Origin of the sequence: Nocardioides sp. NPDC057767, assembly GCF_042798275.1 — a bacterium.
Classification (GTDB): Bacteria; Actinomycetota; Actinomycetes; order Propionibacteriales; family Nocardioidaceae; genus Nocardioides.
On the sequence record NZ_JBHVKJ010000069.1, the window covers coordinates 1 to 25935 of the forward strand.

The 25935-nt window shown below is 69.8% G+C and carries 21 protein-coding genes and 2 tRNA genes; 11 read left to right on the forward strand and 12 right to left on the reverse strand.

Annotated elements, in window-relative coordinates; genetic code table 11:
* Nucleotides 1-126: 126 nt before the first annotated feature.
* Both ACFVDI_RS25215 and ACFVDI_RS25220 read right to left on the reverse strand, forming a co-directional pair.
* A complete protein-coding gene (locus ACFVDI_RS25215) occupies nucleotides 127-690 on the reverse strand; it encodes a DUF305 domain-containing protein (protein ID WP_378911535.1) in 564 nt (187 codons plus the stop codon).
* Between the two features lie 83 nt (nucleotides 691-773).
* The gene (locus tag ACFVDI_RS25220; protein WP_378911536.1) at nucleotides 774-1211 is read right to left on the reverse strand and encodes a DUF6153 family protein; all 438 of its coding nucleotides are present in this window, start codon (nucleotides 1209-1211) and stop codon (nucleotides 774-776) included.
* A gap of 187 nt (nucleotides 1212-1398) precedes the next feature.
* On the opposite strand from ACFVDI_RS25220, the gene ACFVDI_RS25225 reads away from it, so the two are divergent.
* Complete coding sequence (locus tag ACFVDI_RS25225) at nucleotides 1399-1797, forward strand: hypothetical protein (RefSeq protein WP_378911538.1); 399 nt, start codon at nucleotides 1399-1401, stop codon at nucleotides 1795-1797.
* A 238-nt stretch (nucleotides 1798-2035) separates the two neighbouring features.
* Here ACFVDI_RS25225 and ACFVDI_RS25230 read toward each other — a convergent pair whose 3' ends face one another.
* The 5 genes from ACFVDI_RS25230 to ACFVDI_RS25250 all read right to left on the reverse strand — a co-directional run bounded on the left by ACFVDI_RS25230 (nucleotide 2036) and on the right by ACFVDI_RS25250 (nucleotide 5811).
* On the reverse strand, nucleotides 2036-2851 hold the full coding sequence (locus ACFVDI_RS25230; protein ID WP_378911539.1) for an SGNH/GDSL hydrolase family protein: 816 nt from the start codon (nucleotides 2849-2851) through the stop codon (nucleotides 2036-2038).
* Nucleotides 2852-3173: 322 nt separating this feature from the next.
* Nucleotides 3174-3246: transfer RNA gene (locus ACFVDI_RS25235), tRNA-Lys, on the reverse strand.
* A gap of 81 nt (nucleotides 3247-3327) precedes the next feature.
* Complete coding sequence (locus tag ACFVDI_RS25240; protein WP_378911540.1) at nucleotides 3328-4905, reverse strand: phytoene desaturase family protein; 1578 nt, start codon at nucleotides 4903-4905, stop codon at nucleotides 3328-3330.
* Between the two features lie 10 nt (nucleotides 4906-4915).
* The gene (locus ACFVDI_RS25245; protein WP_378911541.1) at nucleotides 4916-5350 is read right to left on the reverse strand and encodes a MarR family winged helix-turn-helix transcriptional regulator; all 435 of its coding nucleotides are present in this window, start codon (nucleotides 5348-5350) and stop codon (nucleotides 4916-4918) included.
* Nucleotides 5347-5811: a MarR family winged helix-turn-helix transcriptional regulator gene (locus ACFVDI_RS25250; RefSeq protein WP_378911542.1), complete on the reverse strand. Its 465-nt coding sequence runs from the start codon at nucleotides 5809-5811 to the stop codon at nucleotides 5347-5349. The genes ACFVDI_RS25245 and ACFVDI_RS25250 overlap by 4 nt, the downstream gene beginning before the upstream one ends.
* A gap of 75 nt (nucleotides 5812-5886) precedes the next feature.
* Between ACFVDI_RS25250 and ACFVDI_RS25255 the strand changes: the two genes are divergently transcribed.
* The 3 genes from ACFVDI_RS25255 to ACFVDI_RS25265 all read left to right on the forward strand — a co-directional run bounded on the left by ACFVDI_RS25255 (nucleotide 5887) and on the right by ACFVDI_RS25265 (nucleotide 9953).
* Nucleotides 5887-6267 (forward strand): MmcQ/YjbR family DNA-binding protein, encoded by a 381-nt coding sequence (locus ACFVDI_RS25255; protein WP_378911543.1) that lies wholly within the window; start codon nucleotides 5887-5889, stop codon nucleotides 6265-6267.
* Between the two features lie 255 nt (nucleotides 6268-6522).
* A complete protein-coding gene (locus tag ACFVDI_RS25260) occupies nucleotides 6523-7107 on the forward strand; it encodes a hypothetical protein (protein ID WP_378911544.1) in 585 nt (194 codons plus the stop codon).
* Between the two features lie 119 nt (nucleotides 7108-7226).
* Nucleotides 7227-9953: a BTAD domain-containing putative transcriptional regulator gene (locus ACFVDI_RS25265; RefSeq protein ID WP_378911545.1), complete on the forward strand. Its 2727-nt coding sequence runs from the start codon at nucleotides 7227-7229 to the stop codon at nucleotides 9951-9953.
* Between the two features lie 10 nt (nucleotides 9954-9963).
* Here ACFVDI_RS25265 and ACFVDI_RS25270 read toward each other — a convergent pair whose 3' ends face one another.
* Entirely contained in the window at nucleotides 9964-11589 is a 1626-nt protein-coding gene (locus ACFVDI_RS25270; RefSeq protein WP_378911546.1) for a long-chain fatty acid--CoA ligase, read from the reverse strand.
* A gap of 61 nt (nucleotides 11590-11650) precedes the next feature.
* Entirely contained in the window at nucleotides 11651-13081 is a 1431-nt protein-coding gene (locus ACFVDI_RS25275; protein ID WP_378911547.1) for a PLP-dependent aminotransferase family protein, read from the reverse strand.
* A 63-nt stretch (nucleotides 13082-13144) separates the two neighbouring features.
* Here ACFVDI_RS25275 and ACFVDI_RS25280 point away from each other — a divergent pair, with 63 nt between their 5' ends.
* Nucleotides 13145-13783, forward strand: coding sequence for a YitT family protein (locus tag ACFVDI_RS25280; RefSeq protein ID WP_378911549.1), 639 nt, complete (start codon nucleotides 13145-13147; stop codon nucleotides 13781-13783).
* A gap of 25 nt (nucleotides 13784-13808) precedes the next feature.
* Here the strand turns inward: ACFVDI_RS25280 and ACFVDI_RS25285 are convergent.
* Nucleotides 13809-13882 (reverse strand) — tRNA-Arg (locus ACFVDI_RS25285).
* A gap of 432 nt (nucleotides 13883-14314) precedes the next feature.
* On the opposite strand from ACFVDI_RS25285, the gene ACFVDI_RS25290 reads away from it, so the two are divergent.
* Nucleotides 14315-16240 carry a hypothetical protein gene (locus tag ACFVDI_RS25290; protein WP_378911551.1) on the forward strand — a complete coding sequence of 642 codons (1926 nt, stop codon included), beginning with the start codon at nucleotides 14315-14317 and terminating at the stop codon, nucleotides 16238-16240.
* 55 nt (nucleotides 16241-16295) lie between these two features.
* Here the strand turns inward: ACFVDI_RS25290 and ACFVDI_RS25295 are convergent, their stop codons facing one another.
* Nucleotides 16296-17099, reverse strand: a complete 804-nt coding sequence (locus ACFVDI_RS25295) for an N-acetylmuramoyl-L-alanine amidase (RefSeq protein WP_378911552.1) — start codon at nucleotides 17097-17099, stop codon at nucleotides 16296-16298.
* Between the two features lie 79 nt (nucleotides 17100-17178).
* Entirely contained in the window at nucleotides 17179-18603 is a 1425-nt protein-coding gene (locus tag ACFVDI_RS25300; RefSeq protein WP_378911553.1) for an aminopeptidase P family protein, read from the reverse strand.
* 123 nt (nucleotides 18604-18726) lie between these two features.
* Between ACFVDI_RS25300 and ACFVDI_RS25305 the strand changes: the two genes are divergently transcribed.
* The 5 genes from ACFVDI_RS25305 (at nucleotide 18727) to ettA (ending at nucleotide 25894) form a co-directional block, all read left to right on the forward strand.
* Nucleotides 18727-19893 carry a PrsW family intramembrane metalloprotease gene (locus ACFVDI_RS25305; protein WP_378911554.1) on the forward strand — a complete coding sequence of 389 codons (1167 nt, stop codon included), beginning with the start codon at nucleotides 18727-18729 and terminating at the stop codon, nucleotides 19891-19893.
* On the forward strand, nucleotides 19890-21755 hold the full coding sequence (locus tag ACFVDI_RS25310; RefSeq protein WP_378911555.1) for an ABC transporter: 1866 nt from the start codon (nucleotides 19890-19892) through the stop codon (nucleotides 21753-21755). The genes ACFVDI_RS25305 and ACFVDI_RS25310 overlap by 4 nt, the downstream gene beginning before the upstream one ends.
* A 51-nt stretch (nucleotides 21756-21806) precedes the next feature.
* On the forward strand, nucleotides 21807-23450 hold the full coding sequence (locus ACFVDI_RS25315) for a GTP-binding protein (RefSeq protein ID WP_378911556.1): 1644 nt from the start codon (nucleotides 21807-21809) through the stop codon (nucleotides 23448-23450).
* Nucleotides 23451-23603: 153 nt separating this feature from the next.
* The gene (gene ssb, locus ACFVDI_RS25320; protein WP_378911557.1) at nucleotides 23604-24131 is read left to right on the forward strand and encodes a single-stranded DNA-binding protein; all 528 of its coding nucleotides are present in this window, start codon (nucleotides 23604-23606) and stop codon (nucleotides 24129-24131) included.
* 80 nt (nucleotides 24132-24211) lie between these two features.
* The gene (ettA, locus tag ACFVDI_RS25325) at nucleotides 24212-25894 is read left to right on the forward strand and encodes an energy-dependent translational throttle protein EttA (protein WP_378911558.1); all 1683 of its coding nucleotides are present in this window, start codon (nucleotides 24212-24214) and stop codon (nucleotides 25892-25894) included.
* The last annotated feature ends 41 nt before the right edge of the window (nucleotides 25895-25935 follow it).

Below are 25935 nucleotides of genomic sequence, written 5' to 3' on the forward strand. Positions count from 1 at the left end.
CTGGGAGCGGGGCGGTTGCCACGCCGTGGGTCTGGGCTCGGGGGGTGGTTGGTTTCTGGTGGTTGCCCCGTATTGGGGGGGGGGGGGGGGCCGGCCCCCGGCCGGCCCGACACCCGTGGACGACGGTCAGGACTTCAGCAGCTCCTGCATGGTCTGGATCTCCTCGGCCTGAGCAGTCTCGATGTCCTCGGCCAGGGCCTTGGCGTCAGCGGACTCGCCGTCGGCCTGCTCGGTCTTGGCCATCTCGATCGCACCTTCGTGGTGCTCGATCATCATCGTGAGGAACATCTGGTCGAACTCGGCGCCGGTGGCGTTCTCGAGCGCGGTCATGTCCTCCTCCGACATCATCCCGCTCATGTCGTCCGACATGTCGCCGTGGTCCATGTCGGACATGCCGCCGTCGGGTACGTCCTCGCCCCATGACTCGAGCCAGCCGGTCATGGTCTCGATCTCGGGGCCCTGCGCGGCCTCGATGTCGGCGGCGAGGTCCTTGACCTCCTGGCTCTCGGCCCGCGACTCGGCGGCCTCGGCCATGTCGATGGCCTGCTCGTGGTGCGGGATCATCTGCTGGGCGAAGGTGACGTCGGCGTCGTTGTGTCCAGCGGTGGTGTCGCTGCCGTCCTCGCCGCCGCAGGCAGCGAGCGTGAGCAGCGTGGCCGCGAGGGCGGCGGCCGTCAGGGTCTTGCGCATGAGAGTTACTCCATCTGTGTGTTCGTGGTCTGGGCAGGCGAAAGCCCGAGTCACCCGGGTGGGTGCCTCGTGGCCAGTGCCTGTCAGCAGCGGGTCACGCAGAGTCGGAGCAGATCGGGCGGGTCGCGATCCCGCCCGTGGAAGGCCGCGCTCGGCCAGGCGGGCAGCAGGCTGCGCGGAATCCGGATACCACGTCGCGCCAGGGTCAGCGCGAGGCCCACGACCAGTGCGGTGAGGATCGCGAGGCAGAGGCCGAGGACACTCCCGCTTTCGTCGTCAGCGGGGACCTGGGTCTGATGACCAGCTGAGCTGTCGGCCGCCGCGACCGGGTCGGATGCGTGCGAGCCGCCGTGGTCCGCCATGACCATGACGCCTGCGCTCTCGGGCGCGGCTGCCATCGAGTGCGCACCGATGTGAGATCCCCAGCCGTGCATCGACATCAGCCCGAACAGTGCGACCGCGACAGCAGCAAGCGCCAGGCGCGTCCCGCGCCCGGGTGCCGCCGTCCGGAGCCTCTGCATGCCTGTGATTTTAGGCGCTCGGCACAACGAGAACCGACGTACGCATCCGTGATGAAGCCGGACGTATGCCGGGTGGGGCATCGGGTACCGCATGAGCCATCACAAAGTTAAGGAAATCCCCCCAAAACTCACTCAGGAAACCGCGCTACCTTCTAGCCTCGGCTCCTCCAGATCCCCCGGAGGCGTTGTGACCGACAAAGAACAGCATGCCCACGCGCCACGTGCGGGCGAGGGTCAGCGCGTTCTCGAGACGGTCGCCCTGCTGCTGCATGGTGCTCTGACCACGGCGACCAGGCAGCCGTTCAGGAGTGGCCGCTCCGCCCTCGCACTGCGCCTGCTGCTGGTACACCACGACGTACGCAACCGGCTCCCTGTCGGCCACCGCTTCTCGTCCGAGGCCTACGCGGCAGCGCGCTCGTTCATCGAGTCAGCCGTCGATCTCGAAGACTCCAACGCCAGGGTGGTCCAGCTGCTCGAAGCCGCCCAGGAGGTCCTCGCCGACCTCCCGGACACCACCAGGTTGAGCGAGGTGGCGATCGAGGTGTCCGACCTGCTGTCGGAGGCGAAGAGTCCACCGTGGGGCTAGCGGAAGATCATCAAGTCGGTGCGAGTTTGCGTGCCCATGTGGGACTTGAACCTGCGATCCGCTGACAGAACAGGACTACACGACCGTGCGCTCAACGGCGCGTCCCGGGGGTCTGGTGGTTCTGCGGTCGGCGGGAACGAACTCGGATCCGGAACCCTGCACCGTGGGACTGCCGCTGACGGTGGGCCAGGCTCGAGACCACCTGGCCCACCGTCGCGGGGTTCTGCCGGCAGGGACGTCAGCCCATGATCTTGCGGATCAGGGGCTTGAAGCCGTTGCTGTAGCCCTCGGGGCTGGGGTGGTAGGCATCTGCGAGATTGAGCTCGGCCTTGCCGTTGAGGTACGGGGTGCTCGAGCAGATGTCGTGCCCGGTGAACTGCTGGATCGGGTTGATGTGCTGGATGCCAGCCGCGCGGCTGCGGTCGGCGATCTTGGCCTCGAGGTTGTCGGCGAGTCCGTTGAGGGCGCTCACCTCGTTGGGGGTGAACCCGTCCGCGTCGGGGCAGCTGATGTCGGAGCCGAAGAACCGTGGGTAGCCGATCGAGATGACGCTCGCGTTGGGTGCGCCTTGCAGGATGGAGGCGTACGCGGCGTCGAGCTTCGGGCCGAGCTCGGTTTCGATGCGCTGGTTGACCTCGTCGACCTTGGCAAGGCAGAGCGGTTCGTCGAAGGAGCCGCCACAGTTGAGGAGGAGGTCGGCGAAGCCGACGTCGTTGCCGCCGATGCTGACGGTGACCCAGTCGGTCTCGGCGGTGAGGGACTTGCTCTGGGTGTTGACGACGTCGTCGGTGACGGCCCCGCCGCAGGCCGGGAAGACCAGGGTGGTGCTCGCACGTTCGGCGGCGATCTCCGGTCCATAGGCGTCGCTGCTGCGGTAGCACCCCAGATTGAGGTCGGGGTTGCGGGTGCCGTTGCCCGAAGCGAACGAGTCGCCGAGCGCTGCGTATTCTTCGGTGATCGCGGCACCGGCACTCTGGCTGGAGATGCCGATGAGGGAGCTGGCAGCGACGATCGCTGCGGTGGAGCTGATGACGCGTGACAGGGTGGAACTCATGAGTCCTCCTTGGACATCGTGGGGGTGCCTCGTCGACTCCGTGACAAGTGTGATGATGGTCACTTTCCGTGTGAGTTACCGCAGAGTAATAACGGCAGGGTCAAGCGACAAGGCAGGGAGCGCCGCCGTCCCGACAGGCGAGAATGGAGGGAGGGTGATGCCCTCCGCCTCGTGTCGGGTTGAGTGCCCGCGGAGGGCAGCAAGAACCGGTCTCGCCTGAAAGGCTGGCCGAGGGCCGCATTCACTGTGTCCGCGTTGCCGGACGTGTCCCGAAATGAAGCAGCCCCTGACCTGTTATCCCAGGTCAGGGGCCGATTTCCTGTACGCCATGTAGGACTTGAACCTACAACCCGCTGATTAAGAGTCAGCTGCTCTGCCAATTGAGCTAATGGCGCATGTCCTTCGCGCGTCAGGCGCGCTCGGCGACGAGAAGAACATTAGCAGCGGGCTCGGATACGGCCCAAATCGAGGAGGGGTCAGCGGAGCTCCAGGACGGCCTGGGCGGCGTTGTGGCCGCCGAGGCCGGAGACGGCGCCGCCGCGGCGGGCGCCGGAGCCGCACAGCAGGACGCTGCCGACGTCGGTCGCGACGCCCCAGCGGGCGGCGGGCGCGGTGAGGTCGGCGTCGTCGGGCGCCCAGGGCCAGGCCAGGTCGCCGTGGAAGATGTGGCCGCCGGGCATGGCGAGGTCGGCCTCGATCTCCTGGGGGATCTTCGCCTCGATGCACGGCTCGCCGTCAGCGTTTCGCGCGACGACGGAGGAGATCGGGTCGAGCAGGTGCTTGTCGAGGGAGGCGATGGCGCGCTCGACCGCCTGGGCCTTGCGTTCTTCGCGCGTGGCCGGGTCGTCGAAGAGGGTGGCCGGGGCGTGCAGGCCGAAGTAGGTGAGCGTCTGGGTGCCGGGCGGCACGTCGCCGAGGATCGAGGGGTCGGTCAGCGAGTGGCAGTAGACCTCGCCGGGCATTTCAGAAGGCACCGAGCCGGCGGTGGCCTCGGCGTAGGCCTTCTCGAGCTCGGTGTAGGACTCGCCGAGGTGGAGGGTGCCGGCGAAGGCGACCTTCGGGTCCTCGCCCGAGCGCAGCCGGGGGAGTCGCTCGAGGAGCATGTTGATCTTGAGCTGGGCGCCCACGGGCTTGACCGCGGGTGAGGGGGTGTGGCCGAGGAGGCCGTCGAGGACGTACGGAGCCAGGCCGGCGAGCACGAAGTCGGCGGCCACCGTGTGGGAGCCGGAGGCGTCGGTCCAATCGACCTCGGCGCCTTCGCCGACCGCGCCGCCGCGGATCGAGGTGACGGTCGCGCCGGTGAGGACCTCCGCCCCACCGGTGTGCGCCGCCTTCGCGATCGCTCCGGTGACCGCGCCCATGCCTCCGACCGGGACCCGCCACTCGCCGGTGCCGTTGCCGATCAGGTGGTAGAGGAAGCAGCGGTTCTGGATCAGGCTCTCCTCGCCGAGGCCGGCGAAGGTGCCGATCAGGGCGTCGGTGGCGACGACCCCGCGGACCACGTCGTCGGCGAACCGGCGCTCGATCGCCTCGCCCAGCGGCCGCTCGACGAGGTCGCGCCAGATCGGCGCACCCACCTGCGAGCGGATCGCGGCAGCGGTCGGCAGCGGGGCGGTGAGGGTGGGCGCGACGACCCGGGCGAGGTCGGCGACCTCGTCGTAGAAGGACTGCCACGCGGCGTACTCCTCGTCCGACCCCGTCACCGCGCGGAAGCTCGCCGCGGTGGCCTCGCCCTCCGGCGTCTCCACGAGGAGGCCGGTGGCGCGGGAGCCGTCCAGGAAGGGGGAGTACGACGCGGTCTGCCGCGACGCGAGCTCGATGTCGAGCCCGAGATCGGTGCGGATCTGCTCGGGCAGCAGCGAGACCAGGTAGGAGTAGCGCGAGAGTCGCGTCGGGAAGCCTTCGAACGCCTGAGCCGAGATCGCCGCGCCGCCGACATGGTCGAGCCGCTCGAGCACCAGGACGGAGAGGCCCGCCCGGCTCAGATAGGCCGCGGCGGTGAGGCCGTTGTGGCCGCCGCCGGCCACCACTACGTCGTACTTCTCCTGTGACATGGCTCCGATACTAGGGTTTGGCCAGAGCGGCGTTGGCCCGTTCGGTGAGGGTGGCCAGGACGCGCGCGGTCGCGGCGAGGTCCTCGGCCGGGATGTCCGCGAAGAACGTCCTGGTCAGAGGCCGGCTGCGCGCCGTGATCTGCTGCTGGAGGAGCTCGCCCTCGGGGGTCAGGGTGAGACCGTCGGCGATGAGGCCGCGGGCGATCGCCGCGTCGAGGTGGGACTCGACCTCGCTCGCGGAGACCTTGATGTTGCCGGCGGTCGTCGCGACGAGATCGGCGCGCGTGGCCTCGCCCTGGCTCAGGTAGTTGAGCAGGAGCGACTGCTCGAAGGTCAGATCGTAGTCGTCGAGCACCTCGAGGAGGTTCTTGCGGATGGCGAAGTAGGCGACGCCGAGGTTGGCGCCGGTCACAGGGCCTGGAACAGGGGGAGTGGCGGTGGTCATGATCGTTCTCCAGGTGTGGGATCTGTGTTGATGGGCGCGGCGAGCATCGCCTCGAGCGCTGCTTGAACCTCGGCGGCACGGCTGCTGTCGCGACCGCCGAGCGGTGCGCTGAGCTGGTCGAGCAACCGGGCGGTCACCGCGATCGCCTCGCGGGTGACCTCGGTGCCTGTGGGCGTGATGGCGAGGCGTACGGCCCGGGTGTCCTTGGTGTCCCGGACGCGCTCGACCCAGCCCTTGGTCTCGAGCTGACGGGCGAGCTTGGAGACGTACATCGGCTCCAGGCCGGTGAGGTCGGCCAGCTGCTTCTGGGTGGGGGCCTCCGAGGCGCGGAGACCGTGGAGGGAGGCGATGAGCGAGTACTGCGCATGGGTCAGGCCCAGCGGTGCGAGGGCTCGGTCCATCGACACCCGCAGACGCATGGCGAGGCGCCACACGACGTATCCGATCGTCTGCTTCTTCATGCCAGAAAACATACATGTTGATCATAAACATGTATAGCAATTAACGCTGTCGGTGGTCCCTGGCAGGATCGGAGCATGGCTGAGCGTCCTGAGGTTCCCGAGGCGATGGTGGCGCGGCTGAGGGAGATCCTCGCCGCGTTCCCGAAATGTCTCGAGGACGACGCCTGGGTGGGCGTGCGCTGGCGGGTCGGCCAAGCGACGATCGCTCACGTCTTCGGTGGCGAGGACCAGCTCTTCCGGATCGTGTTCCGGGCCGAGCCCGACGAGGTGATCGCCTTCGAGCATCTCGGCCACCCCTATTTCAAGGCCGGCTGGGGCGGCAACGTGGTCGGGATGATCCTCGACGACGACACCGACTGGGGCGAGGTCGCCGAGCTCCTGACCGACTCCTACTGCATCCAGGCTCCGGCGAAGCTGGCCGCCCTCGTCGAGCGCCCTACGGTGGGGACGGATTAGGACCCGCTCGCGGGCGTCGCGGTGGGCGACGTGCGCCTGGTCGACAAGCTCTCGCTGGTCAGGCCCTGGTTTCTCGCGGGGCCGGTGATTCCGGTCCTCGTCCACCGCCTCGTTCTGTGGAAATGGTCTCCGAAGACTTGTGCTGCGATTGGGACCTTAGACCCTAGGCCGACTGCTTGGACTCCGGCATGTTGCCATGGTAAATCAAGGGGAACAATTACCCTTCCATCGCAACAAATTTCATAAGGAGTGCGTGTGCGTCGTGTGGCCATGCTGATCCTCGGGGGAGCCGTCGCGGCGGCCGGGGTCGGCTGCGGTTCGGACAGTTCCATCGACTACGGGTTCTACAGCAACAACCACGCTGAGAACCCCGCGATGGAGAAGAAGGTGATCACCGTCGACAGCACCGAGAGGATCCAGCAGAACCAGCAGCTGGGGTTGACGGCAGAGGGCACCATCAAGGGCGAGGCACCCGGAATCCTGTTGAGGGTGATCGTGCAGGACGTCTTCGAGACCTCGTTCACCGACGGCACCGAGACCCCGCCGGGGTCGCGGGTGATGGCCGTGGAGATCCAGGTCGTCAATGCCGGGTCGCGGGTGTTCAACGACACCCCGGCGACCGGTACGACGGTCATCGATGCGGCGGGCAAGAAGTACAAGAGCCAGCCCAGCACGGTGGCGGTCGACGGCGGAGAGGTGTTCCCCAACCCGTTCGGGTTGCAGCCGCGTGACCAGCGGACGGCCCTGGTGCCGTTCGTCGTCCCGGTCGGGGTCAACATCAAGCAGGTGGCTTTCCAGATCGACAAGGGCGGCGAGAGCGGCCTGTGGCGGGTGCCGTAAGCACCAAGTTTTAGCCAACCTCCAGGCAACCGACTAGCGGCATTCCGCGTCACCATCTGTGTGGTGATGAGACGATAGGTCGTCTCGGACGTAATGCTGCGTGGTCAACAGGAGGTGTGGTGCGGGTCCGGGTCCTAGGTGCCGTCGAGCTGATCTGCGACGACGGCACGGTGCAGCGACTGTCGCGTACGCGGCGGACGCTGCTCGCCCTGCTCGCGGCCGGACGTGGGGCTCCGGTCTCCTCCGACCTGCTGGTCGATGAGCTGTGGAGAGGTTCACCCCCGGCAACGGGGGTGAACCTCCTTCACCAGCGGATCCGCGACCTGCGCCGCGCGCTCGGCGAGCACCGCCACCACCTGGAGCGCCGGGCGAACGGCTATGCGCTGGTCGGCGCGGATGTCGACCAGGCCCGGTTCGAGGACCTGGTCGAGCAGGGCCGTGCCTCCGTCGATGCCGGGGACCACGAGCGGGCCAGCATGCTCTTCGATGCTGCGTTGGGGCTGTGGACCGGTGGTGCGTACGGCGGGGTCGGCGAGTCCCGGATCATCGCGACCGAGGCCGCCCGGCTCGACGAGCTGCGCCTGGTCGCCGTCGAGTCGCGCGCCGCCGCCGATCTGGCGCTCGGCCGGCAGGCCGCCGTGGTGGGTGACCTGGGGCCGTTCGTCCAGGACAACCCGCTGCGCGAGCGCCTGTGGCTGCTGCTGATGACCGCGCTGTGGCAGTCGGGCCGCACCGCAGAGGCCCTCGATGCCTACCAGCGCCTCTTCCGCCTCCTCCGTGACGATCTCGGGGTCGAACCGTCCAAGGACGTACGCGACCTGCACCTGCGCATCCTCGACGGCGACGATCCCGAGTCCGCGTCCGGGCCGGGCAACGAGCAGATCGTGCCGCGCCAGCTGCCACCGGTCGTCGCCGCCTTCGCCGGTCGTGAGCACCATCTGACGTTGCTCGACGAGCTCGCGGCCGAGGACGAGGGCCGGGCCGTCGCGATCTCGGCGATCGCCGGCACGGCGGGGATCGGCAAGACGACGCTGGCGCTCTACTGGGCCCATCGCAGCGCTCACCACTTCCCGGACGGGCAGGTGTTCGTGAACCTGCGTGGCTTCGACCCGCGCGACGCGCTCGACCCGTTGGACGCGCTCGGGGTCGTGCTCGAGGCGTTCGGGGTCGAACGCTCCCGCCAGCCCCAGGACATCGACGGCCGGGCCGGGCTGCTGCGCAGCAGGCTCGCCGACAAGCGGGTGCTGCTCGTGCTCGACAACGCTCGCGACAGCGAGCAGGTCCGCAGCCTGCTGCCGGGCAGCCCAGGCTGCGTGACCCTGGTGACCAGCCGCAACAGGCTCTCCGGCCTGGTCGCGGAGGCCGGGGCGAAGCCGATGGAGCTGGGGCTGCTCGACGACGTCGAGGCCTATGAGCTGCTGGCCGGGCGCCTCGGCGAGGACCGCCTCCTCGCCGAGCCGGAGGCGGTGGAGCGGATCATCGAGCTCTGTGCCTCGCTGCCGCTGACGCTGTCGGTCGTGGCTGCCCGGGCGGCCACCCGGCCGGCCTATGCCCTGGCCGACCTCGCCGAGGAGCTGGGTGAGTCCCGCCTCGACGGATTCGGTGGAGGTCGCGGCGATCTCCGGGCGACCTTCTCGTGGTCGGTGCGGCACCTGTCCGACCCGGCCGCGCGGCTCTTCCGGTTGATTGGTCTGCATCCGGGGCCGACGCTCACCGTCCTGGCTGCGGCCAGCCTGGCCGGGATCCCCCGCGTGCGGGTCCGTCGTCAGCTCGATGAGCTCACCGAGGCCAACCTGCTCACCGAGGTCGCCCCCGGCCGGTTCGTGCTGCACGACCTGCTCCGGGAGTACGCCGCCGACCTCGCCAGCCACGAGCCCGACGAAGACCGTCGCGAGGCCGAGCTGCGGATGATCGACCACTACGTCTTCAGCGCCAGGGCGGTGCACAGCGCCTACGACCCGCACCTTCGTCACCTCGATGCCCTGGAACCGATGCGGGACGGGGTCAGTCCCGAGGTCGTCGGTGACAGCGTCGAGGCGCTGGCCTGGATCGGCATCCAGCTGCCGGTGATCTCCCGGGTGATCGACGTCGCCGTCGCCCGGGGGATCGCACCTGATCGGATCGTGCTGCTCGTCGGTGCCCTCGAGCGCCTGCTCGACCTCCAGGGACGCTGGATCGAGCTCGCCGCGCTGGCCGAGGCCGCCCTCCCGGGCGTGCGCCGTAGCGTCTCTCAGGGCGGTGATCCTGCCGGCCTCGGCGTCATGCACCGCGCCGCGGGGGCGGCCTGCGGGCGTCTGGGGCGGGTGGAGGACGCTCTCGAGCACCTCGGCCGGGCCCTCGACCTGGCCATGGATTCCGCCGACCTGGTGGGTGAGGGAAAGACCCTGCACCGGCTGGCCACGGTGGCCACGGCGTCCGGCGATCATGCCGGGGCGGCTGCGTACGCGGCTCGGGCGGCGGAGGTCTTCGCTCGCGCGGGCGACCCGATCCGGGCGGCCTGGACGACCGGGCGGCTGGGTCTCTACGAGGCCCTCGACGGTGCGTACGAGGCCGGACTCCGCCACTGCCAGGCGGCTCTCGCGGAGCTGCGCCGGGTGGCACCCGGCTACCGCAGCGAGGGCAACGTCATCGCCACCATCGGCTGGATCCACCAGCAGCTCGGTTCCGTCGACGAGGCGGCCGGTCACTTCGAGGAGGCCGTGACCAAGCTTCGCGCCGCCGGTGACCTGCCCGGTCTGGCTGACGCGCTCGGCCACCTGGCCGTCGCCCGCGCCGCCCTCGGCAAGGACGAGGACGCCCGCTGCGCGAGGATCGAGTCGGCCTCGATCCTCGCGCAGCTGGGCTGACTGCTTTCGGCTACGCCGTGGGCAGCTTGTAGTCGGCGTACTCCTCCCGCAGCGTCTTCTTGGAGAACTTGCCGACCGAGGTCTTGGGCACCTCGTCGATGAACACCACGTCGTCCGGCACCTGCCACTTGCCCAGGTTGTCGGCGAGGTAGCCGAGCAGCTCCTCCTTGGTCACCGTCTCGCCGTCCTTGACCACCGCGAACGCCAGCGGCCGCTCGCCCCACTTGGGGTGCGGCACCGCGACGACCGCGGCCTCGGCGATGCTCGGGTGGCCCATGATGAGGTTCTCGATCGCGACGGTGGAGATCCACTCGCCACCGGACTTCACCAGGTCCTTGGTGCGGTCGACGATGCGTACGTAGCCCAGCGGGTCGATCGCGGCGATGTCACCGGTGCGCAGCCAGCCGTCGGGGGAGAAGGAGGTCGGTGCGTCGACCTTGTAGTAGCCCGACGCGATCCACGGCCCGCGGCACTCGAGCTCTCCGGTGGTCTCGCCGTCCCACGGGAGCTCGTCGGTGGTGCCGGGCTCCACGATGCGGAGCTCGACGCCGACGGCCGGGATGCCCGGCGACGTACGGAAGTCGGCCTTCTCCTCCTCGGAGAGACCGGCGATCTCGGCGCGCTCGTTGAACACGCTGCCCAGCGGCGACATCTCGGTCATGCCCCAGGCCTGGGTGATCGGCAGCCCGATCGCCTCGCGCCACGCCTCCGAGAGCGACTTCGGGACCGCGGAGCCGCCGCAGATGACCACCCGGAGCGAGGAGAGGTCGGCGTCCTTCAGGAGCGGGACCATGCCCATCCAGATCGTGGGTACACCGGCTGCGATCGTCACCTTCTCGGTCTCGAGGAGCTTGATGATCCCGGCGGGCGAGAGGTCGGGGCCGGGCAGGATGAGGTTGGCGCCGGCCAGCAGCGAGGAGTGGGCAAAACCCCAGCCGTTGGCGTGGAAGAACGGGACCACGGGCAGCACGCGGTCACGGTCGTTGGTGCCGAAGAGGGTGCCGGACAGGGAGGCCAGCGCGTGCAGGTACTGCGAGCGGTGGGTGTAGACGACGCCCTTCGGGTTGCCGGTGGTGCCGGAGGTGTAGCAGATCCCGGCGGCGGCGCGCTCGTCGGTGACCCGGCCGTCGATCACCGCCTCCTCGGCATCGGCCATCAGCTCCTCGTAGGCGACGACCCGCGGGTCGTCGCGGAGCGGCGTCGGCGCCCCGTCGTCCATCACGACGACGTGCTTGAGGGTGGTCAGCTGCGGGAGCAGCGGAGCCAGCAGGCCGAGCAGCGACCGGTCGATGAAGACCGCCTCGTCCTCGGCGTGGTTGAACGTGTAGACGAGCTGCTCGGGGAAGTAGCGGATGTTGCCGGTGTGCAGCACCCGGCCGGTGCAGGGGACGGAGTAGTAGAGCGCCAGGTGGCGCAGGGTGTTCCACGCGAAGCTCGCCACCCGGCCGTCCGCGGAGATGCCGAGGCGGTCGAGGACGCTGGCCTGCTTGCGTACCTCCACGGCCAGGTCCTTGAACGTGCTGCGTTCCAGACCGGTTGCGGTCTTGGTGACGATCTCCCGCGTCGGGAAGACGCGCTCGGCGCGCCGGATGATCGTGTCGATGGTCAGCGGTGCGTCCTGGATCAGTCCATGCATGCTGCACATCGTGACCCAACGTGGCCTACGTCACAACGAGTTCGCGCGAACTTCTTGAGGCTCAGACGACCGCTTCCGAGGTGGTGAGGGCCAGGGCGGGGGTCGAAGCGGCGCGGGGCCAGACCTCGGCGAGGATCTCGATGCCGCGGCGGACGAGGTCGGGTCGCGGCGTGATCGCCAGCCGCAGATGACGTTCGTAGGCGCCGTCGACGCCGAACCGCGGTCCGGCGGTGACGAGCAGGCCGTGGGGTCGGGCGGCGAGGGTGAGCTGGGAGCTGACCGGGGCGGGTAGGCCGACCCAGGCGGAGAGACCGCCGTCGATACGTGGCGGCAGCTCCCAGTCGGGGAGGTGCTCGCGCATCGCCTGGTAGAGCGCGGCACGGCCGGCGGCGAGCTGGTCGGCTCGCTCGCGCAGGATCTCGGGGAGGTGCTGGAACAGGATCGTGGTGACCAGCTGCTCCCAGATCGGGGTGCCGAGGTCGGTCGCCGAGCGCCCGCTCGCGATCTGAGTCAGCAGCACCGGGTCGGCCCGGATCCAGCCGACCCGCAGCCCGCCCCACAGCATCTTGCTCGCCGAGCCGATGTGCACGACCCGGGCCTGGTGCTCACCGGCCATCGCGGCCAGCGGCGGGTGGCTCTGGCGGCGGTCGATGTCCAGCTCGGCGGTGGTGTCGTCGGCCACCACGAGGGTGTCGACCTTCGCGGCCGAGTGCAGCAGGCGGAGCCGGTCCTCGGTCGACATCGAGCGAGACGTCGGGTTGTGGAAGTCGGGCATGACGTACGCCATCACGGGGGTGATGCGGGCGATGGCCGCCTGCATCGCGGGCATGTCCCAGCCGGCGTCGGTGGTCACCGGGCTGGTGATGATCCTCGCTCCGGCGAGGCTGAGGGCGTCGTACGCGTTGGGGTAGGACGGGCTCTCGGCGTAGGCCCGGTCGCCGCGGCTGATCACGGTGCGGGCGAGCAGGGCGATCGCGCTCTGGCCGCCGGTGGTCACCATGATCTGGTCCGGGTCGGTCGGCAGGCCGCGGGCGGTGTAGCGCGCCGCGATCTCCGCGCGGAGCTCCTCGATGCCCCACAGCGTGTAGCCGGGGCCGGTCATGTGGTCGGCCAGTCGCCGGGTCGCCTCGACGGCGGCCTCGGGGAGTCGCCGGGTGGCCGGCAGGGTGGCCCTGACCAGGTCGATCTCGCCGCCCTCGGTGAAGGAGTCGGGCGCCGTGGGCGGGAGCTTCGTCGTCGTACCCGACCCCTGGACGCTCAGCGCGTAGCCGTGCTCCCGCAGGCGGCGGTAGGCGGCCGTGATCGTGGTGCGGCTCAGCATCAGCCGCTCCGAGAGCTCCCGCTCGGAGGGGAGGCGTACGTCGGCGGAGAGCCGTCCGTCGATCAGCAGCAGCTGGATCCGCTCGGCGAGGTTCTCGTAGGCGGGGCCTTCTCCTTGCCACTGGCCGAGCAGGCCAGCGAGTGCAGTGGCACCGATTCTTCCGCGAGGCATGAGTCCACCTTACGCCGATTGGCTCCTTTACCTTCGATTGGACCCGTGATTGGCTTTACGATCGTGAAGGATCTCTCCCTGAAGTCGCTCTCCTGGTTGATAACTGGACTCTTCCTCTACGGCATCGCACTCGCCATGCTTCTGCGTGCCTCGCTCGGCGTCGGGCCGTGGAACGTGCTGACCTCGGGCCTGGTCGAGGTCACCGGCCTCTCGTTCGGCCTGATGACCAATCTGATCGGGCTCGGTGTGCTGCTGATCTGGATCCCGCTGCGCCAGCGGCCCGGGATCGGGACGGTGCTCAACGTGCTCCTGGTCGGCACCTCGGCCGACATCGGCCTGTGGCTCATTCCGTCCGTCTCGGGCGTGTTCGCCCAGATCGCGATGTTCGCGGGCGGGCTGTCGCTGCTGGCCGCGGCGACCGGCATCTACATCGCACCGGGCCTCGGCCCCGGCCCGCGCGACGGGCTGATGACCGGCCTGCACCAGCGGACCGGTGCCCCGGTCTGGCTCTGCCGCGGGGGTGTCGAGATCACCGTGCTCGCGGTGGGTTGGCTCCTCGGCGGACTGGTGGGGATCGGCACCGTCGCCGAGGCGCTCCTCATCGGTCCGATGGTGCATCGCGCCCTGCCGTTCTTCCGGACGTTGTACGCCGGGAGGATCGCCTCGGAAGCCGTCGCAGCCGAAACACGCGCGGGCGCATGATTTAACCCACACAAAATTCCTGGGGCGCCCCCGACAGGATTCGAACCTGTGACCGTCGGATTAGAAGGCCGATGCTCTATCCAGCTGAGCTACGGAGGCGTGGCCCGCGCGAGCACCCCGCCGGAAGGGGGTTTGCGCAGGCCGCGCCCGATCTTACCGGTCCCCGTATCCCATGTGTGCATCGGAAACCGAAACGCTGACCGGAGTGTTACCAAGGTGTGGGGGGTATTTGGGCGCACTGTCCCCACACTGTCGACGTGCGTGTCCGGTTGGCGGACTACGAGGGTTCGAGACTGGACCGGATCATCGGTAAGGTCCCCGGTCATGACTATGGAGTCCATGTGCACCTCGTGCGGTGCAGCCGTCACCGGTATGCGCTTCTGCACAGGTTGTGGGACCCCCGTCAGAAGCGCTCATCAGCCGCCGTCGCAGGGTGCACCGGAGCCGGTCGCACCGCCGCGACTGCCGCAGAGGGGTGCCGATCCTGAGCAGGGTGGTCTGTCGTTGCCGAGGCGTGGTCAGGGAACCTCTGTGCCCGCGCCCGAGGCCGACACGGAGCCGGCCCCGTTGCCGCTCGAGCAGGTGCGACGTACGCCGGGGGCCTCGATGGCGCCCCAGCTGAACATGGCCGCGCCCAGCGGTGAGCAGCCCGCCTTCGGTGGCGGCATGGCTCCGCCGCCGGCCGGGTCGGAAGGTGGTGGTCTGTTCGGGCTGGCGGCGCGTACGCCGAAGTTCGAGCCCGAGCTCGCCTCCCAGTCGCAGTCGCTCTTCCTGCCGAAGCGCAGGAAGGTCGCGGAGGAGGCCGAGTCGGCCCCGGAGGAGCCTGCAGCCGAGGCGCCCGCGCCCGAGCGGCCCGTCACCGAGGCGCCCGCGCCGCAGCAGATGCCCGAGCAGTTGCCCGAGCGGCAGGCGCCCGAGCAGTTGCCCGAGCGGCAGGCGCCCGAGCAGCCGCAGAGCTTCGAGCCGCTGGCGCCGTTGCCTGAGCGTCAGGCGCCGGAGCGTCAGTTGCCTGAGCGTCAGGCGCCGGAGCGTGCCGTGTCGGAGCCGCTGGCCCCGCTTCCCGAGCGTGCGGCGCCGGAGCGCCCGGTCGCCGAGCCGCTGGCCCCGCTTCCCGAGCGTCCGGCCGCGGCGCACAGCCAGAGCACGGAGCACCCGGCGTTCGTCGACTCGGCGCCGCAGATGGGTGGCCCGACCTCCGAGATGACCCATGAGGCGATGCCCCCGATCGAGCCACGCCAGCCGGCGCCGCCTCATCCGGAGGAGACCTCTCGACAGGCTCAGGACAACGTGCAGGCCGCGATGAGCCCGCGTTTCGAGGGCGTCGAGGAGGCCACCGGCGGCACCCGTCCGCGCGAGGAGTTCGAGCAGTTCGCGCCGCCGCAGGATCAGTTCGACGTCTCGGCACCCGAGGCCCGCTACGACGACCAGGCCGACCAGGGGCAGCAGCTGCCGGCGTACGGCGATCCCGCCTATGCCCCGCTCGCGCCGCAGCTGGAGCCGGACCAGGCTCAGTGGTCCCATCCCCACGACCAGCCCTACGGCCAGCCCCAGGACCAGCCCTACGGCCAGCCCCAGGACCAGCCCTACGGCCAGTCCTACGACCAGTCCTACGACCAGGCGTTCGAGCAGCCCTACGGGCAGCCGCAGGATCCGTCCCAGGACCAGTTCGGCCAGTCGTACGGCGACCCCTACGGGCAGAACATCTACGCGGACGCCACCCTGGTGGGGCAGCCGCCGGTGGGTCCCGGGCCGAACACGCCGGCGCCGCCCCCGATGGCGTCCCAGGGCTACGACCCGTACGGGAACGCCTTCGACGCCCGCTACGAGCCGCAGCGCGGCCAGGGTGGGGAGGGCAAGGGCGGCCTGGATCTGAAGCGCTGGGGCCTCATCGTCCTGGCAGTGGCCGTCGTGGTCGCGATCATCGCCTTCGTCATCGGTCTGATCAACAGCAACGACGACGCCAACGCCAAGACCGGCACCACGACGGGCGCGACGACGACCGCGGGCGGTGCCGCTGCCGAGGCCAAGAAGATCGACGAGCTCATCAAGACCTCGGCCAAGGACAAGGCGGCCATCGGTGCCGCGCAGGCCGACCTCGAGGCCTGCGAGAACATCGAGGAGGCGATCCAGACCTTCGAGGACGCCGCGGCGTCCCGCAAGGAGCTGGCGACGAAGGTCGCCGCGATCGACACCGCAGTCCTCCCGGGGTCGCGGAAGCTCGTGAAAAACCTCGAGTCCGCCTGGATGACCGCCCAGAACGCCGACCTCGCCTTCGCCGCCTGGGGCGAGAAGCGCAAGATCAACGCCGACGGTGAGTGCGTCGGAGGCAAGGGCAAGCTGGAGAAGGCGACCACACTCAGCCTGGCCAGCCACGACCCGAAGAAGGCGGCGGCCAAGGCCTGGGGCCCGATCGCGGAGGAGTACGGGCTCGAGCCCGTCGAGTGGAAGAAGCTCTGAGCCGAGCCGACTGAAGCGAGGCCGAGCGAAGGAGCGACCGCGCGAAGCGCGGAGCTCAGCGTGAGCGGAGGTACGCCGCCATCGCCCGTGCGATGGCGGCTGCCGTCCGTTGCTGGAACCGGTCGGACCTCAGCAGGCGCGCGTCCTCGGCGTTGCGCATGTTGCCCGTCTCGAGCAGCACCTGCGGCACCGTGGTGAGGTTGAGGCCGGCCAGGTCGTCGCGCTCGACGAAGCCACCTTCGCCGAGGTAGGAGGCAAGCGGCATCCCGGTCTTCCCCATCTCGGTACGCAGCATCTCGGCGTAGCGCCGCGACGGCTGGACGATCTCGTCGTTGGTGCCCGAGGGCACCGGGATCAGCAGCGAGTAGCCGCGCTCGTTCTCGGTCGCGCCGTCAGCGTGGACGTCGATCGCGACGTCGGCCTTCGCCTCGTTGATGATCTTCGCCCGCTCGTCGATGCACGGCCCGACGCCGTCGTTGCCGTCCCGGGTCATGACCACCTTCGCGCCGGCCTCGCGCAGGTCGGCGGCCAGCTTCGTGGCCACCGCCCAGGTGAAGTCGGTCTCCGGATAGCCGTCGTCGGTCGCGGTGCCGGTGGTGTTGCACGGGCTCCGCGAGCGCCCGTTCCACACCGGCTCGTTGATCACCTCCGGCGCGCCCGCGTTGCCGCCGTTGTGCCCGGGGTCGATCCCGACCACGGCGCCCTCGAAGACGTCGTCCGGAACCGGCGACGCGGACGACGAGGCGCTGGGCGTCCCTGACGGGGCGGGCTGCTGTCGCGGCGTACGTCCTGGGCCACAGGCCATCAAGGCCGAGGCCAGGGCGAGGCAGCCGGCCACGGCGGCCGCTGACCGAGTCACCTCGGCGAGCAGTCGCTGCCCTCGCGGAGCTCCACGAGGGCAGTGCTGCTCGACTGAGTTTCCTCGGTCAGCATTCACCTCACAGATACTGGCCCATCCACGCCTCGACGTCGTCGGCCGTGCGGGGCAGGCCCTTGGACAGGTTCACCGAACCCTCGGCGGTGACGACGATGTCGTCCTCGATGCGGATGCCGATGCCGCGCAGCTCCTCGGGGACGAGCTTGTCCTCCTTCTGGAAGTAGAGGCCCGGCTCGACGGTGAGGACCATGCCCTCCTGCAGCGGACCCTCGATGTAGGCCTCCTTCGACGCGGATGCGCAGTCGTGGACGTCGAGGCCGAGCATGTGGGAGACGCCGTGCAGGGTCCAGCGGGAGTAGGTCTTGTTGTCCTCGGAGAGCGCCTCGTCGACGGACACCGGGAGCAGCCCCAGGTCGTCGAGCCCGTGGGCGAGGATCTCCATCGCGGCGAAGTGGCCGGCCCGGAAGGTGACGCCGGGGCGGATCGCCTCGATGCCGGCCTGCTGGGCCTTGTAGACGAGCTCGTAGAGGTTGCGCTGGAGCGGCGTGAACTTCCCGGAGATGGGCAGCGTGCGGGTGATGTCGGCGGTGTAGAGGTTGTGGCCTTCCACGCCCATGTCGAGTAGCACCAGCTCGCCGGGGACGATCGGGCCGTCGTTGTCGATCCAGTGGAGCGTGGTGGCGTGCGACCCGCCGCCGACGATCGAGTCGTAGCCGAGGTCGTTGCCCTCAGCACGCGCGCGCCGGAAGAAGGTGCCCTCGATCCAGCGCTCTCCGTGCTTCAGCACCTGGTCCCACTCGCGCACCGCGTCGGTGAAGCCGCGCACGGTGATGTCGCAGGCCTCCTGCAGCTCGCCGAGCTCCCACTCGTCCTTGATCAGGCGCAGCTCGGAGAGCGCCTTGGCGAACTCCTCGTCGCGGCCGCCCTCGGCGGGGCTGACCAGCTTGTCGACGTCGGTCGAGACGCCCCGGAGCACCCGCGTCGGGGTGCTGCCGGAGAGCGCGGACTCGAGCTGGTCGACGTGGCGTACCTCGATGCCCAGCGAGTCGGAGAGCTCACGGGCCGAGGGACGCGCACCGGCCCAGAGCGCGCCGTACTGACGGTCGCGGAAGAACTCGTCGGTGTCGCGACCGCTGCGCGGGCGCGCGTACAGGACGGAGGAGCCGTCCGGCTCGATCACGACGACGGCGTCGGAGGTCTGGTTGCCGGTCAGGTGCACGTGGGCGGTGTCGGCGCGGAAGCGGTAGTCGGTGTCGTTGGCGCGGACCTTGTAGGTGCCGGCCGGAACGACCAGGCGCTCGCCCGGGAAGATGCCCGCGAGGCGCTCCCGGCGCGCGGCCGCCCACGGGGTGATCGGATGCTCGGGAACCTCGACCTCGCGGTCGTCCCAGCCCTCCCTCATGAAGTTGGACCAAGCCTCGGGAACCGTCTGGTCGTGGCTCTCGGTGTGGTCGTCTGCAGGGGTGGGGGCGCCGTTGTCCGTCATATGGGAATCGTACGCCGCGCCGTGCCGCGGACGCTCGTGAGTTCCCTGGCCACGGGGGCCGTGAGGGTGTCCGATCGGTGTCTGGTCGCACGTGCGGTCCGGCCGCCCGATAGTCTGGCGCGCATGGGGGCGATCCCGAAGGATCCGACAAGAAGCAGCCGCACGTTCACCATCGTGGTGGGCGTGCTCGTCATGCTGACCTCGTTGCCCGTGCTCGGGGTCGTTCTGCTGAGCACGAGCGTGGTCGACAACCAGCTCGCTCCGACCGGTGCGATCCTCGGGGTGCTCTTCGCGGCCATCCCGGTGGTGCCGCTGGTCTACGCCTTCCTGTGGCTGGACCGCTACGAGCCCGAGCCGAAGTCGCTGCTGGCTCTCGGCCTGGGGTGGGGCGCCTTCATCGCGGTGGCGGCAGCGCTGATCGTGCAGAGCGTCGGGGCGTTGCTCGCCGGATGGAACCAGGCGACCCAGCTCGCGATCGTCGCACCGGTGACCGAGGAGGCGGCCAAGGGCCTGTTCCTCTTCGTGCTGCTGGTCTGGCGGCGCCACCTCCTCGACGGGGTGCTCGACGGGATCGTCTACGCCGGCATGGTCGGCATCGGCTTCGCCTTCACCGAGAACATCCTCTACCTCGGCGGCACCTACAACGGCACGCCCGGTATGGGCGACAGCTCGGCCGGACACATCGGTGAGTTCACCGTCGTCTTCGTGATGCGCTGCCTGTTCAGTCCCTTCGCCCACCCGCTCTTCACCGCCTTCACCGGCATCGGAATCGGCGTCGCGGTGGTGACCCGCAAGCGCTGGCTGAAGCTCGTCGCGCCGCTCCTGGGCTACGCGGTCGCGGTGCTCACCCACGGCACCTGGAACGGTTCGACGCTGCTCTTCGACGGGGCCGGCTTCCTGCTGGCGTACGTCGTGCTGATGGTGCCCGCGTTCGTCTCGATGGTGGTCTTCGCGATCTGGCGCCGGAAGTCCGAGCGCATCGTGCTGACCCGGTCGTTGACCGACGCGGCCCAGCGGGGGCTGATCCCCTACACCGACATCGGCTGGGTGGTCGACCTGCGGCGGCGGGATCAGGCGCGGAGGTTCGCGTCCACCCATGGCGGGGCTCAGGGGGTTGCGGCGATGCGTGAATACCAGCAGGCTGCGATCGAGCTCGGATACTTGCACTGGCGATTCCTGCGCGGCAACCCGCCGCCAGACTTCGCCGCCCGGGGGAGGGCATACGTTGACCGCATCAGTGAGGTACGTCCGCACATCGCGTTCCCGAGCGGACAGGTGATGACAGGATGACCGAGGAACAGGCACACGACGGCATCGCTCCGGACCTCGCTCCGGAGTCGGGGCCGACCGCCTACGAGGCGCAGACGGCGGGGATGCTCGCCGAGAAGCCGATGACCGAGTTCGAGGCCGCCAGGGCAGCGATCCTGGCCGCCGGCGGCGAGAGCAACCGGATGGTCACCGCGCTGGTGAAGCTCCATCAGGCGCTGACCGAGGTCACCCTGCCGCTGGACCTGCCCGGCGCCGACGAGCAGCGCGCGGCGCGGCAGACCATGGTCGAGCAGCTCGAGGACTACATCATCCCGCGGATGATGACCATCGACGCGCCCATGCTCGCGGTCGTGGGTGGCTCCACCGGCGCCGGCAAGTCGACGCTGGTCAACTCACTGGTGGGCGCCAAGGTGACCACGCCGGGCCTGCTGCGGCCGACGACTCGCTCGCCGGTGCTGGTGCACAACCCGGAGGACGGCCGCTGGTTCGGCCAGGACCGTCTGCTTCCGGAGCTGGAGCGGGTCGACCACCCGACCAACGACCCGGGGGCGCTGCAGCTGGTCGCCAGCGACCGGCTCCACCCGGGTCTGGCGATCCTGGACGCGCCCGACGTCGACTCGGTCGAGGAGGCCAACCGGGTCCTGGCGGCCGAGCTGCTCGCCGCGGCCGACCTGTGGATCTTCGTCACCTCGGCCGCGCGCTACGCCGACCAGGTGCCGTGGGAGTTCCTGCAGCTGGCTGCCAACCGGTCCACCGCGGTGGCCGTCGTGCTCGACCGCACTCCGACCGAAGCCGTCCAGACGGTCGCCGGCCACCTGGCCCGGATGCTGGCCTCGCGCGGCCTCAAGGACTCCCCGCTGTTCATCGTCCACGAGGGCGAGGTCTCCGAGCGGGGGCTGCTGCCGGCCGAGCACGTCGCGGAGGTACGCGCCTGGCTCGACATGCTCGCCGACGACGCCACCGCGCGACACCAGGTCGTCACCCAGACGCTCGACGGTGCGGTGCGCGCGCTGACCCTGGAGGTCCACCCGATCGCCGACACCGCCGACGGTCAGGGCGAGGCTGCGCGGCGGCTGCGTACGGATGCGGACATGGCCTACGACGACGCGCTCGCGTCGATCATGGCGGCAACCGCCGACGGGACGCTGCTGCGCGGCGAGGTGCTCGCCCGCTGGCAGGAGTTCGTCGGCACCGGTGAGATCCTCAAGGCGCTCGAGAGCCGGGTCGGAATGATCCGCGACCGGATCCTGGGCTCGATCAAGGGCAAGCCCCAGCAGGCCGAGCGGGTGACCGCGGCCGTGCAGGGTGGCCTGGAGATGCTGATCCTGGAGCAGTGCGAGGCGGCCGCCGAGAGGGCCGAGGCGGCCTGGCAGATGAGCCCGGCGGGACGCGGGCTGCTGGCAGCCGGCCCCGCCGACCTCGGCCGGGCCTCGCGGGCCCTGCGGCCCAAGGCCGAGCGCGCGGTGCGCGACTGGCAGCAGGACGTGCTCGACATGGTCCGCAGCGAGGGCCAGGACAAGCGTACGACCGCGAAGTTTCTCTCCTACGGGGTCAACGGCCTCGGCGTCGCGCTGATGGTGGTGGTCTTCGCCTCGACCGGAGGAGCGCTCGTCGGTGCCGAGGTGGGCATCGCCGGCGGCACGCTCCTGCTCGGCCAGAAGCTGCTGGAGGCGGTCTTCGGCGACCAGGCCGTGCGCGGACTGGCCGCCAAGGCGCGTAAGGCCTTGGAGGTACGCATCGTGGGGCTCGTCGACGAGGAGCGTGCACGCTACACGGGACAGGTCGACGCGCTGGAGATCGACCAGGGTGCACCGGAGCGACTGCGGCACGCGGCGCGCAGGGTCGGCGATGCCCGGTTCGCCAGCCAGCGCGGCGATGACTGAGACTTGTCAGACTGTGCCTGACCAAGACGTGAAGGGGGACCATTGAGCGGCTTGCTCGAAGGTGCAAAGAACCTGGTCAGCCGGGGTGGAGACCTTGGTGATCGACTGGACGGACTGACCGCTGCGACCACCGCTGCGACCGGCCGCCTCGACGACGGGCTCGTCGAGGAGGCGCGCACCGTGGTCAACAAGGCCCAGGGACGCCTGAAGCTCTCCGCCGACCACACGGTCGTCGGGGTGGCCGGGGCGACCGGGTCGGGCAAGTCGTCCACGTTCAACGCCCTGACCGGGCTGGAGCTCTCCGCCGTCGGCGTCCGCCGGCCGACCACGTCGTGGGCGACCGCGTGCGTGTGGGGTTCGGAGGGAGCCCAGGAGCTGCTCGAGTGGCTGGGCATCCCCGAGCGTCACCAGACCACCCGTGACTCGATGCTCGACACCCGCCGCGAGGGGCACGAGCTCGACGGCGTCGTGCTGCTGGACCTCCCCGACCACGACTCCACCGAGGTATCCCACCATCTCGAGGTCGACCGTCTGGTCGAGCTCGCCGACATGCTGGTGTGGGTGCTCGACCCGCAGAAGTACGCCGACGCGGCGATCCACGACCGCTACCTGCAGCCGCTCCGGACCCACTCGGAGATCATGGTCGTGGTGCTCAACCACATCGACCGGGTGCCGGAGGACCGTCGCGAGTCGATGCTGGGTGACGTACGCCGGCTGCTGGATCAGGACGGGCTGCGCAACGTCCCGGTGATCCCGGTCTCGGCCAAGCTCGGCTGGGGGATCCCGCAGCTCAAGACCGAGATCGCGCAGCGGGCCGCGGCGAAGCGCGCCAACAAGTCCCGGCTCTCGGCGGACATCAAGACCGCCGCGGTCAAGCTCGCCAAGGCGTCCGGCGACGCCAAGCCGCGCTCCCTGGCCAAGCCGCGGGTCGAGGCGCTCGAGGACGCCATCGCGGAGGCTGCGGGGGTGCCGACCGTGGTCGACGCGGTCGAGCGTTCCGTACGCACCCGGGCCCGTGCGGCCACCGGCTGGCCGCTGGTCTCGTGGGTCTCCCGGCTGAAGCCGGACCCCTTGAAGCGACTTCACCTCGCGCTGGGCGAGGAGGCGACCCAGCTGGCCGGGCGCGCCCGGACCTCGCTGCCGCAGACCACCGCGGTCGAGCGGGCGAGGGTCGACACCGAGGTGCGCCAGCTGGCCGACGAGGCCGGTGCCGGTCTCGCCTCGCCGTGGCGCGACGCGATCCGGCGGGCCTCGGTCTCGCGGATGGGTGATCTCGCCGACAGGCTCGACGCCTCGGTCGGCGGTGTCGACCTCAACGCCGAGCGGCTGCCGCTGTGGACCGGGCTGGTCAAGGCTCTCCAGTGGCTGCTGATCGTCGTCGCCGGCGTCGGGCTGGTGTGGTCGGTGGCGCTGCTCCTCTCCGGGGCCGCCCAGGTCGGCGAGGTGACGCCTTCGGTGGCCGGCGTCGAGCTGCCTTACGTGATGTTCATCGGAGGCGTCGGGCTCGGGCTGCTGCTGTGGTGCGCGTGTCATCTGCTGGTGATCAGCACAGCTCGGCGGCGGGCGCGGGTGGCTGACACGCGGCTGCGTACGGCGGTCGCCGAGGTCTCCCGCGAGCTCGTCGTCGACCCGATCGAGACCGAGCTGGCGGCCTACACCGCCCTCCGGCACGGGGTGGCCAAGGCACTGCGCTGACTGACCGGTCGGCGGGCCGATCACTGTCCACAGGGACGGTTCGATCCTGGGTTGTCCACAGCCGGACGTACGCCGCCCGGAACTGTCGGTGGTCGAGCGCAGGGTTGTCTCCGAGGCCCGCACCAGGCGGGCGCGAACACTGAGGAGACAACGATGAACGACTCGATCATCACCCTGCGCGGCTACGTCGGCGCCGACCCCGTCGTCCGGAACGTCGGTGAGGTCTCGGTGGCCAACTTCCGGATGGCGTGCACGCCGCGGAAGTTCAACCGGTCGTCCGGGGAGTGGAGCGACGGCGTGACCCAATGGTTCACGGTGAGCGCCTGGCGCCAGCTGGGGGAGAACGTCGGTCGCTCGCTGCGCAAGGGCGACCCCGTCGTCGTCCAGGGCCGGCTGAGCGCCCGCAGCTACGTCAACAAGGACGGTCTCGAGGTCAACACCTTCGAGGTCGAGGCGAACGTCGTCGGCCACGATCTCAACCGCGGCATGACCAGTCTCTCGCGCAATCCGCGCTCGCTGGCGGCAGTGGCCGCTCCCACCCCTGAAGCTCGCGACGACGACCCTGAGCGCGACCCGATCGCCGACTGGCGCGCGCCCGGATCGGACCCGTGGGAGGAGAAGCCTGCGACCGCCGACGAGGTCGAGGAGACTGCCGAGACGGAGGGCTCCGTGGCGGCCTGAGGTGGGTCGAGCGCCCGCCGGGCCGGCGGCGGGGTGCGCCGGTTGTACCGGCGTGCCTCTCCCTCATTAGGGTGGGCACCATGGCCGACTACATCCTCTCCCTGCGCAACGTGCGCAAGGCCCATGGCGACAAGGTCGTCCTCGACAACGTCACTCTCTCGTTCCTGCACGGTGCCAAGATCGGCGTCGTCGGCCCGAACGGTATGGGTAAGTCCTCGCTGCTCAAGCTGATGGCGGGGCTCGACCACCCCAACAACGGCGACATCGTCCGCGACCAGGACGCGACGGTCGGGATGCTCCAGCAGGAGCCGCCGCTGACCGAGGGCAAGACCGTCCTCGAGAACGTCGAGGAGGCGGTCGGCGAGATCAAGGCGAAGATGAAGCGCCTCGAGGACGCCTACATGGAGATGGGCGACCCCGACGCCGACCAGGACGCCCTGATGGCCGAGACCGGTGAGCTCCAGACCTACCTCGACAACATCAACGCCTGGGACATCGACTCCAAGCTGGAGCAGGCGATGGACGCGCTGCGCTGCCCCCCGGGCGACGCGATCGTCGACAACCTCTCCGGTGGTGAGCGCCGCCGGGTCGCGCTGTGCAAGCTGCTCCTGCAGGAGCCCGACCTGCTGCTCCTCGACGAGCCCACCAACCACCTCGACGCCGAGTCGGTGCAGTGGCTCGAGGGTCACCTGAAGAGCTACAAGGGTGCCGTCCTGGCCGTCACCCACGACCGCTACTTCCTCGACAACGTCGCGGAGTGGATCGCCGAGGTCGACCGCGGCTCGATCCACGGCTACGAGGGCAACTACTCCACCTACCTGGAGACCAAGAAGGAGCGTCTCAAGGTCGAGGGCCTCAAGGACGCCAAGCGCGCCCGGATGCTCGAGAAGGAGCTGGAGTGGGTCCGCTCCAACGCCAAGGCTCGCCAGACCAAGTCGAAGTCGCGTCTGGCTCGTTACGAGGAGCTCGCTGCCGAGGCCGACAAGGCCCGCAAGATCGACACCGCCGACATCAACATCCCGCCGGGCCCGCGCCTGGGTGACGTGGTGATGGAGGCAAAGGGCCTGACCAAGGGCTTCGAGGGTCGCACGCTGTGGGACGACATCTCCTTCTCGCTCCCGCGTGCCGGCATCGTCGGCATCGTCGGTCCCAACGGCGTCGGCAAGACCACCCTGTTCCGGATGATCACCGGCTCCGAGACGCCCGACGCCGGCGAGCTCAACGTCGGCCAGACGGTGAAGATCTCCTACGTCGACCAGAGCCGCGGCGGCATCGACCCCAACAAGAACGTCTGGGAGGTCGTCTCCGACGGCCTGGACTTCATCAAGGTCGCCAACTTCGAGATGAACTCGCGGGCCTACGTCGCCTCCTTCGGTTTCAAGGGTCCCGACCAGCAGAAGAAGGCCGGCGTGCTCTCCGGTGGTGAGCGCAACCGTCTCAACCTCGCGCTCACCCTGAAGCAGGGCGGCAACATGCTGCTGCTCGACGAGCCGACCAACGACCTCGACGTCGAGACGCTCTCCTCGCTCGAGGACGCGCTGCTCGACTTCCCCGGCTGTGCCGTGGTCACCTCCCACGACCGGTGGTTCCTCGACCGCGTCGCCACTCACATCCTCGCCTGGGAAGGGACCGAGGAGAAGGAGGGCGAGTGGTTCTGGTTCGAGGGCAACTTCGAGTCCTACGAGGCCAACAAGATCGAGCGCCTCGGTCCTGAGGCGGCCCGGCCCCACCGGGTCACCCACCGTCGCCTCACCCGCGACTGATCAAATTCCTGCCGACTCGGCGCGTCTGTCTCGTACGGACG

Coding starts and splice junctions, on each gene's coding strand:
- ssb (WP_378911557.1), top strand. CDS start 23,604: ATGAACGACTCGATCATCACCCTGCGCGGCTACGTCGGCGCCGACCCC.
- ACFVDI_RS25305 (WP_378911554.1), top strand. CDS start 18,727: ATGGGGGCGATCCCGAAGGATCCGACAAGAAGCAGCCGCACGTTCACC.
- ACFVDI_RS25230 (WP_378911539.1), bottom strand. CDS start 2,851: ATGAGTTCCACCCTGTCACGCGTCATCAGCTCCACCGCAGCGATCGTC.
- ettA (WP_378911558.1), top strand. CDS start 24,212: ATGGCCGACTACATCCTCTCCCTGCGCAACGTGCGCAAGGCCCATGGC.
- ACFVDI_RS25310 (WP_378911555.1), top strand. CDS start 19,890: ATGACCGAGGAACAGGCACACGACGGCATCGCTCCGGACCTCGCTCCG.
- ACFVDI_RS25240 (WP_378911540.1), bottom strand. CDS start 4,905: ATGTCACAGGAGAAGTACGACGTAGTGGTGGCCGGCGGCGGCCACAAC.
- ACFVDI_RS25300 (WP_378911553.1), bottom strand. CDS start 18,603: ATGACGGACAACGGCGCCCCCACCCCTGCAGACGACCACACCGAGAGC.
- ACFVDI_RS25220 (WP_378911536.1), bottom strand. CDS start 1,211: ATGCAGAGGCTCCGGACGGCGGCACCCGGGCGCGGGACGCGCCTGGCG.
- ACFVDI_RS25255 (WP_378911543.1), top strand. CDS start 5,887: ATGGCTGAGCGTCCTGAGGTTCCCGAGGCGATGGTGGCGCGGCTGAGG.
- ACFVDI_RS25275 (WP_378911547.1), bottom strand. CDS start 13,081: ATGCCTCGCGGAAGAATCGGTGCCACTGCACTCGCTGGCCTGCTCGGC.
- ACFVDI_RS25245 (WP_378911541.1), bottom strand. CDS start 5,350: ATGACCACCGCCACTCCCCCTGTTCCAGGCCCTGTGACCGGCGCCAAC.
- ACFVDI_RS25215 (WP_378911535.1), bottom strand. CDS start 690: ATGCGCAAGACCCTGACGGCCGCCGCCCTCGCGGCCACGCTGCTCACG.
- ACFVDI_RS25250 (WP_378911542.1), bottom strand. CDS start 5,811: ATGAAGAAGCAGACGATCGGATACGTCGTGTGGCGCCTCGCCATGCGT.
- ACFVDI_RS25270 (WP_378911546.1), bottom strand. CDS start 11,589: ATGCATGGACTGATCCAGGACGCACCGCTGACCATCGACACGATCATC.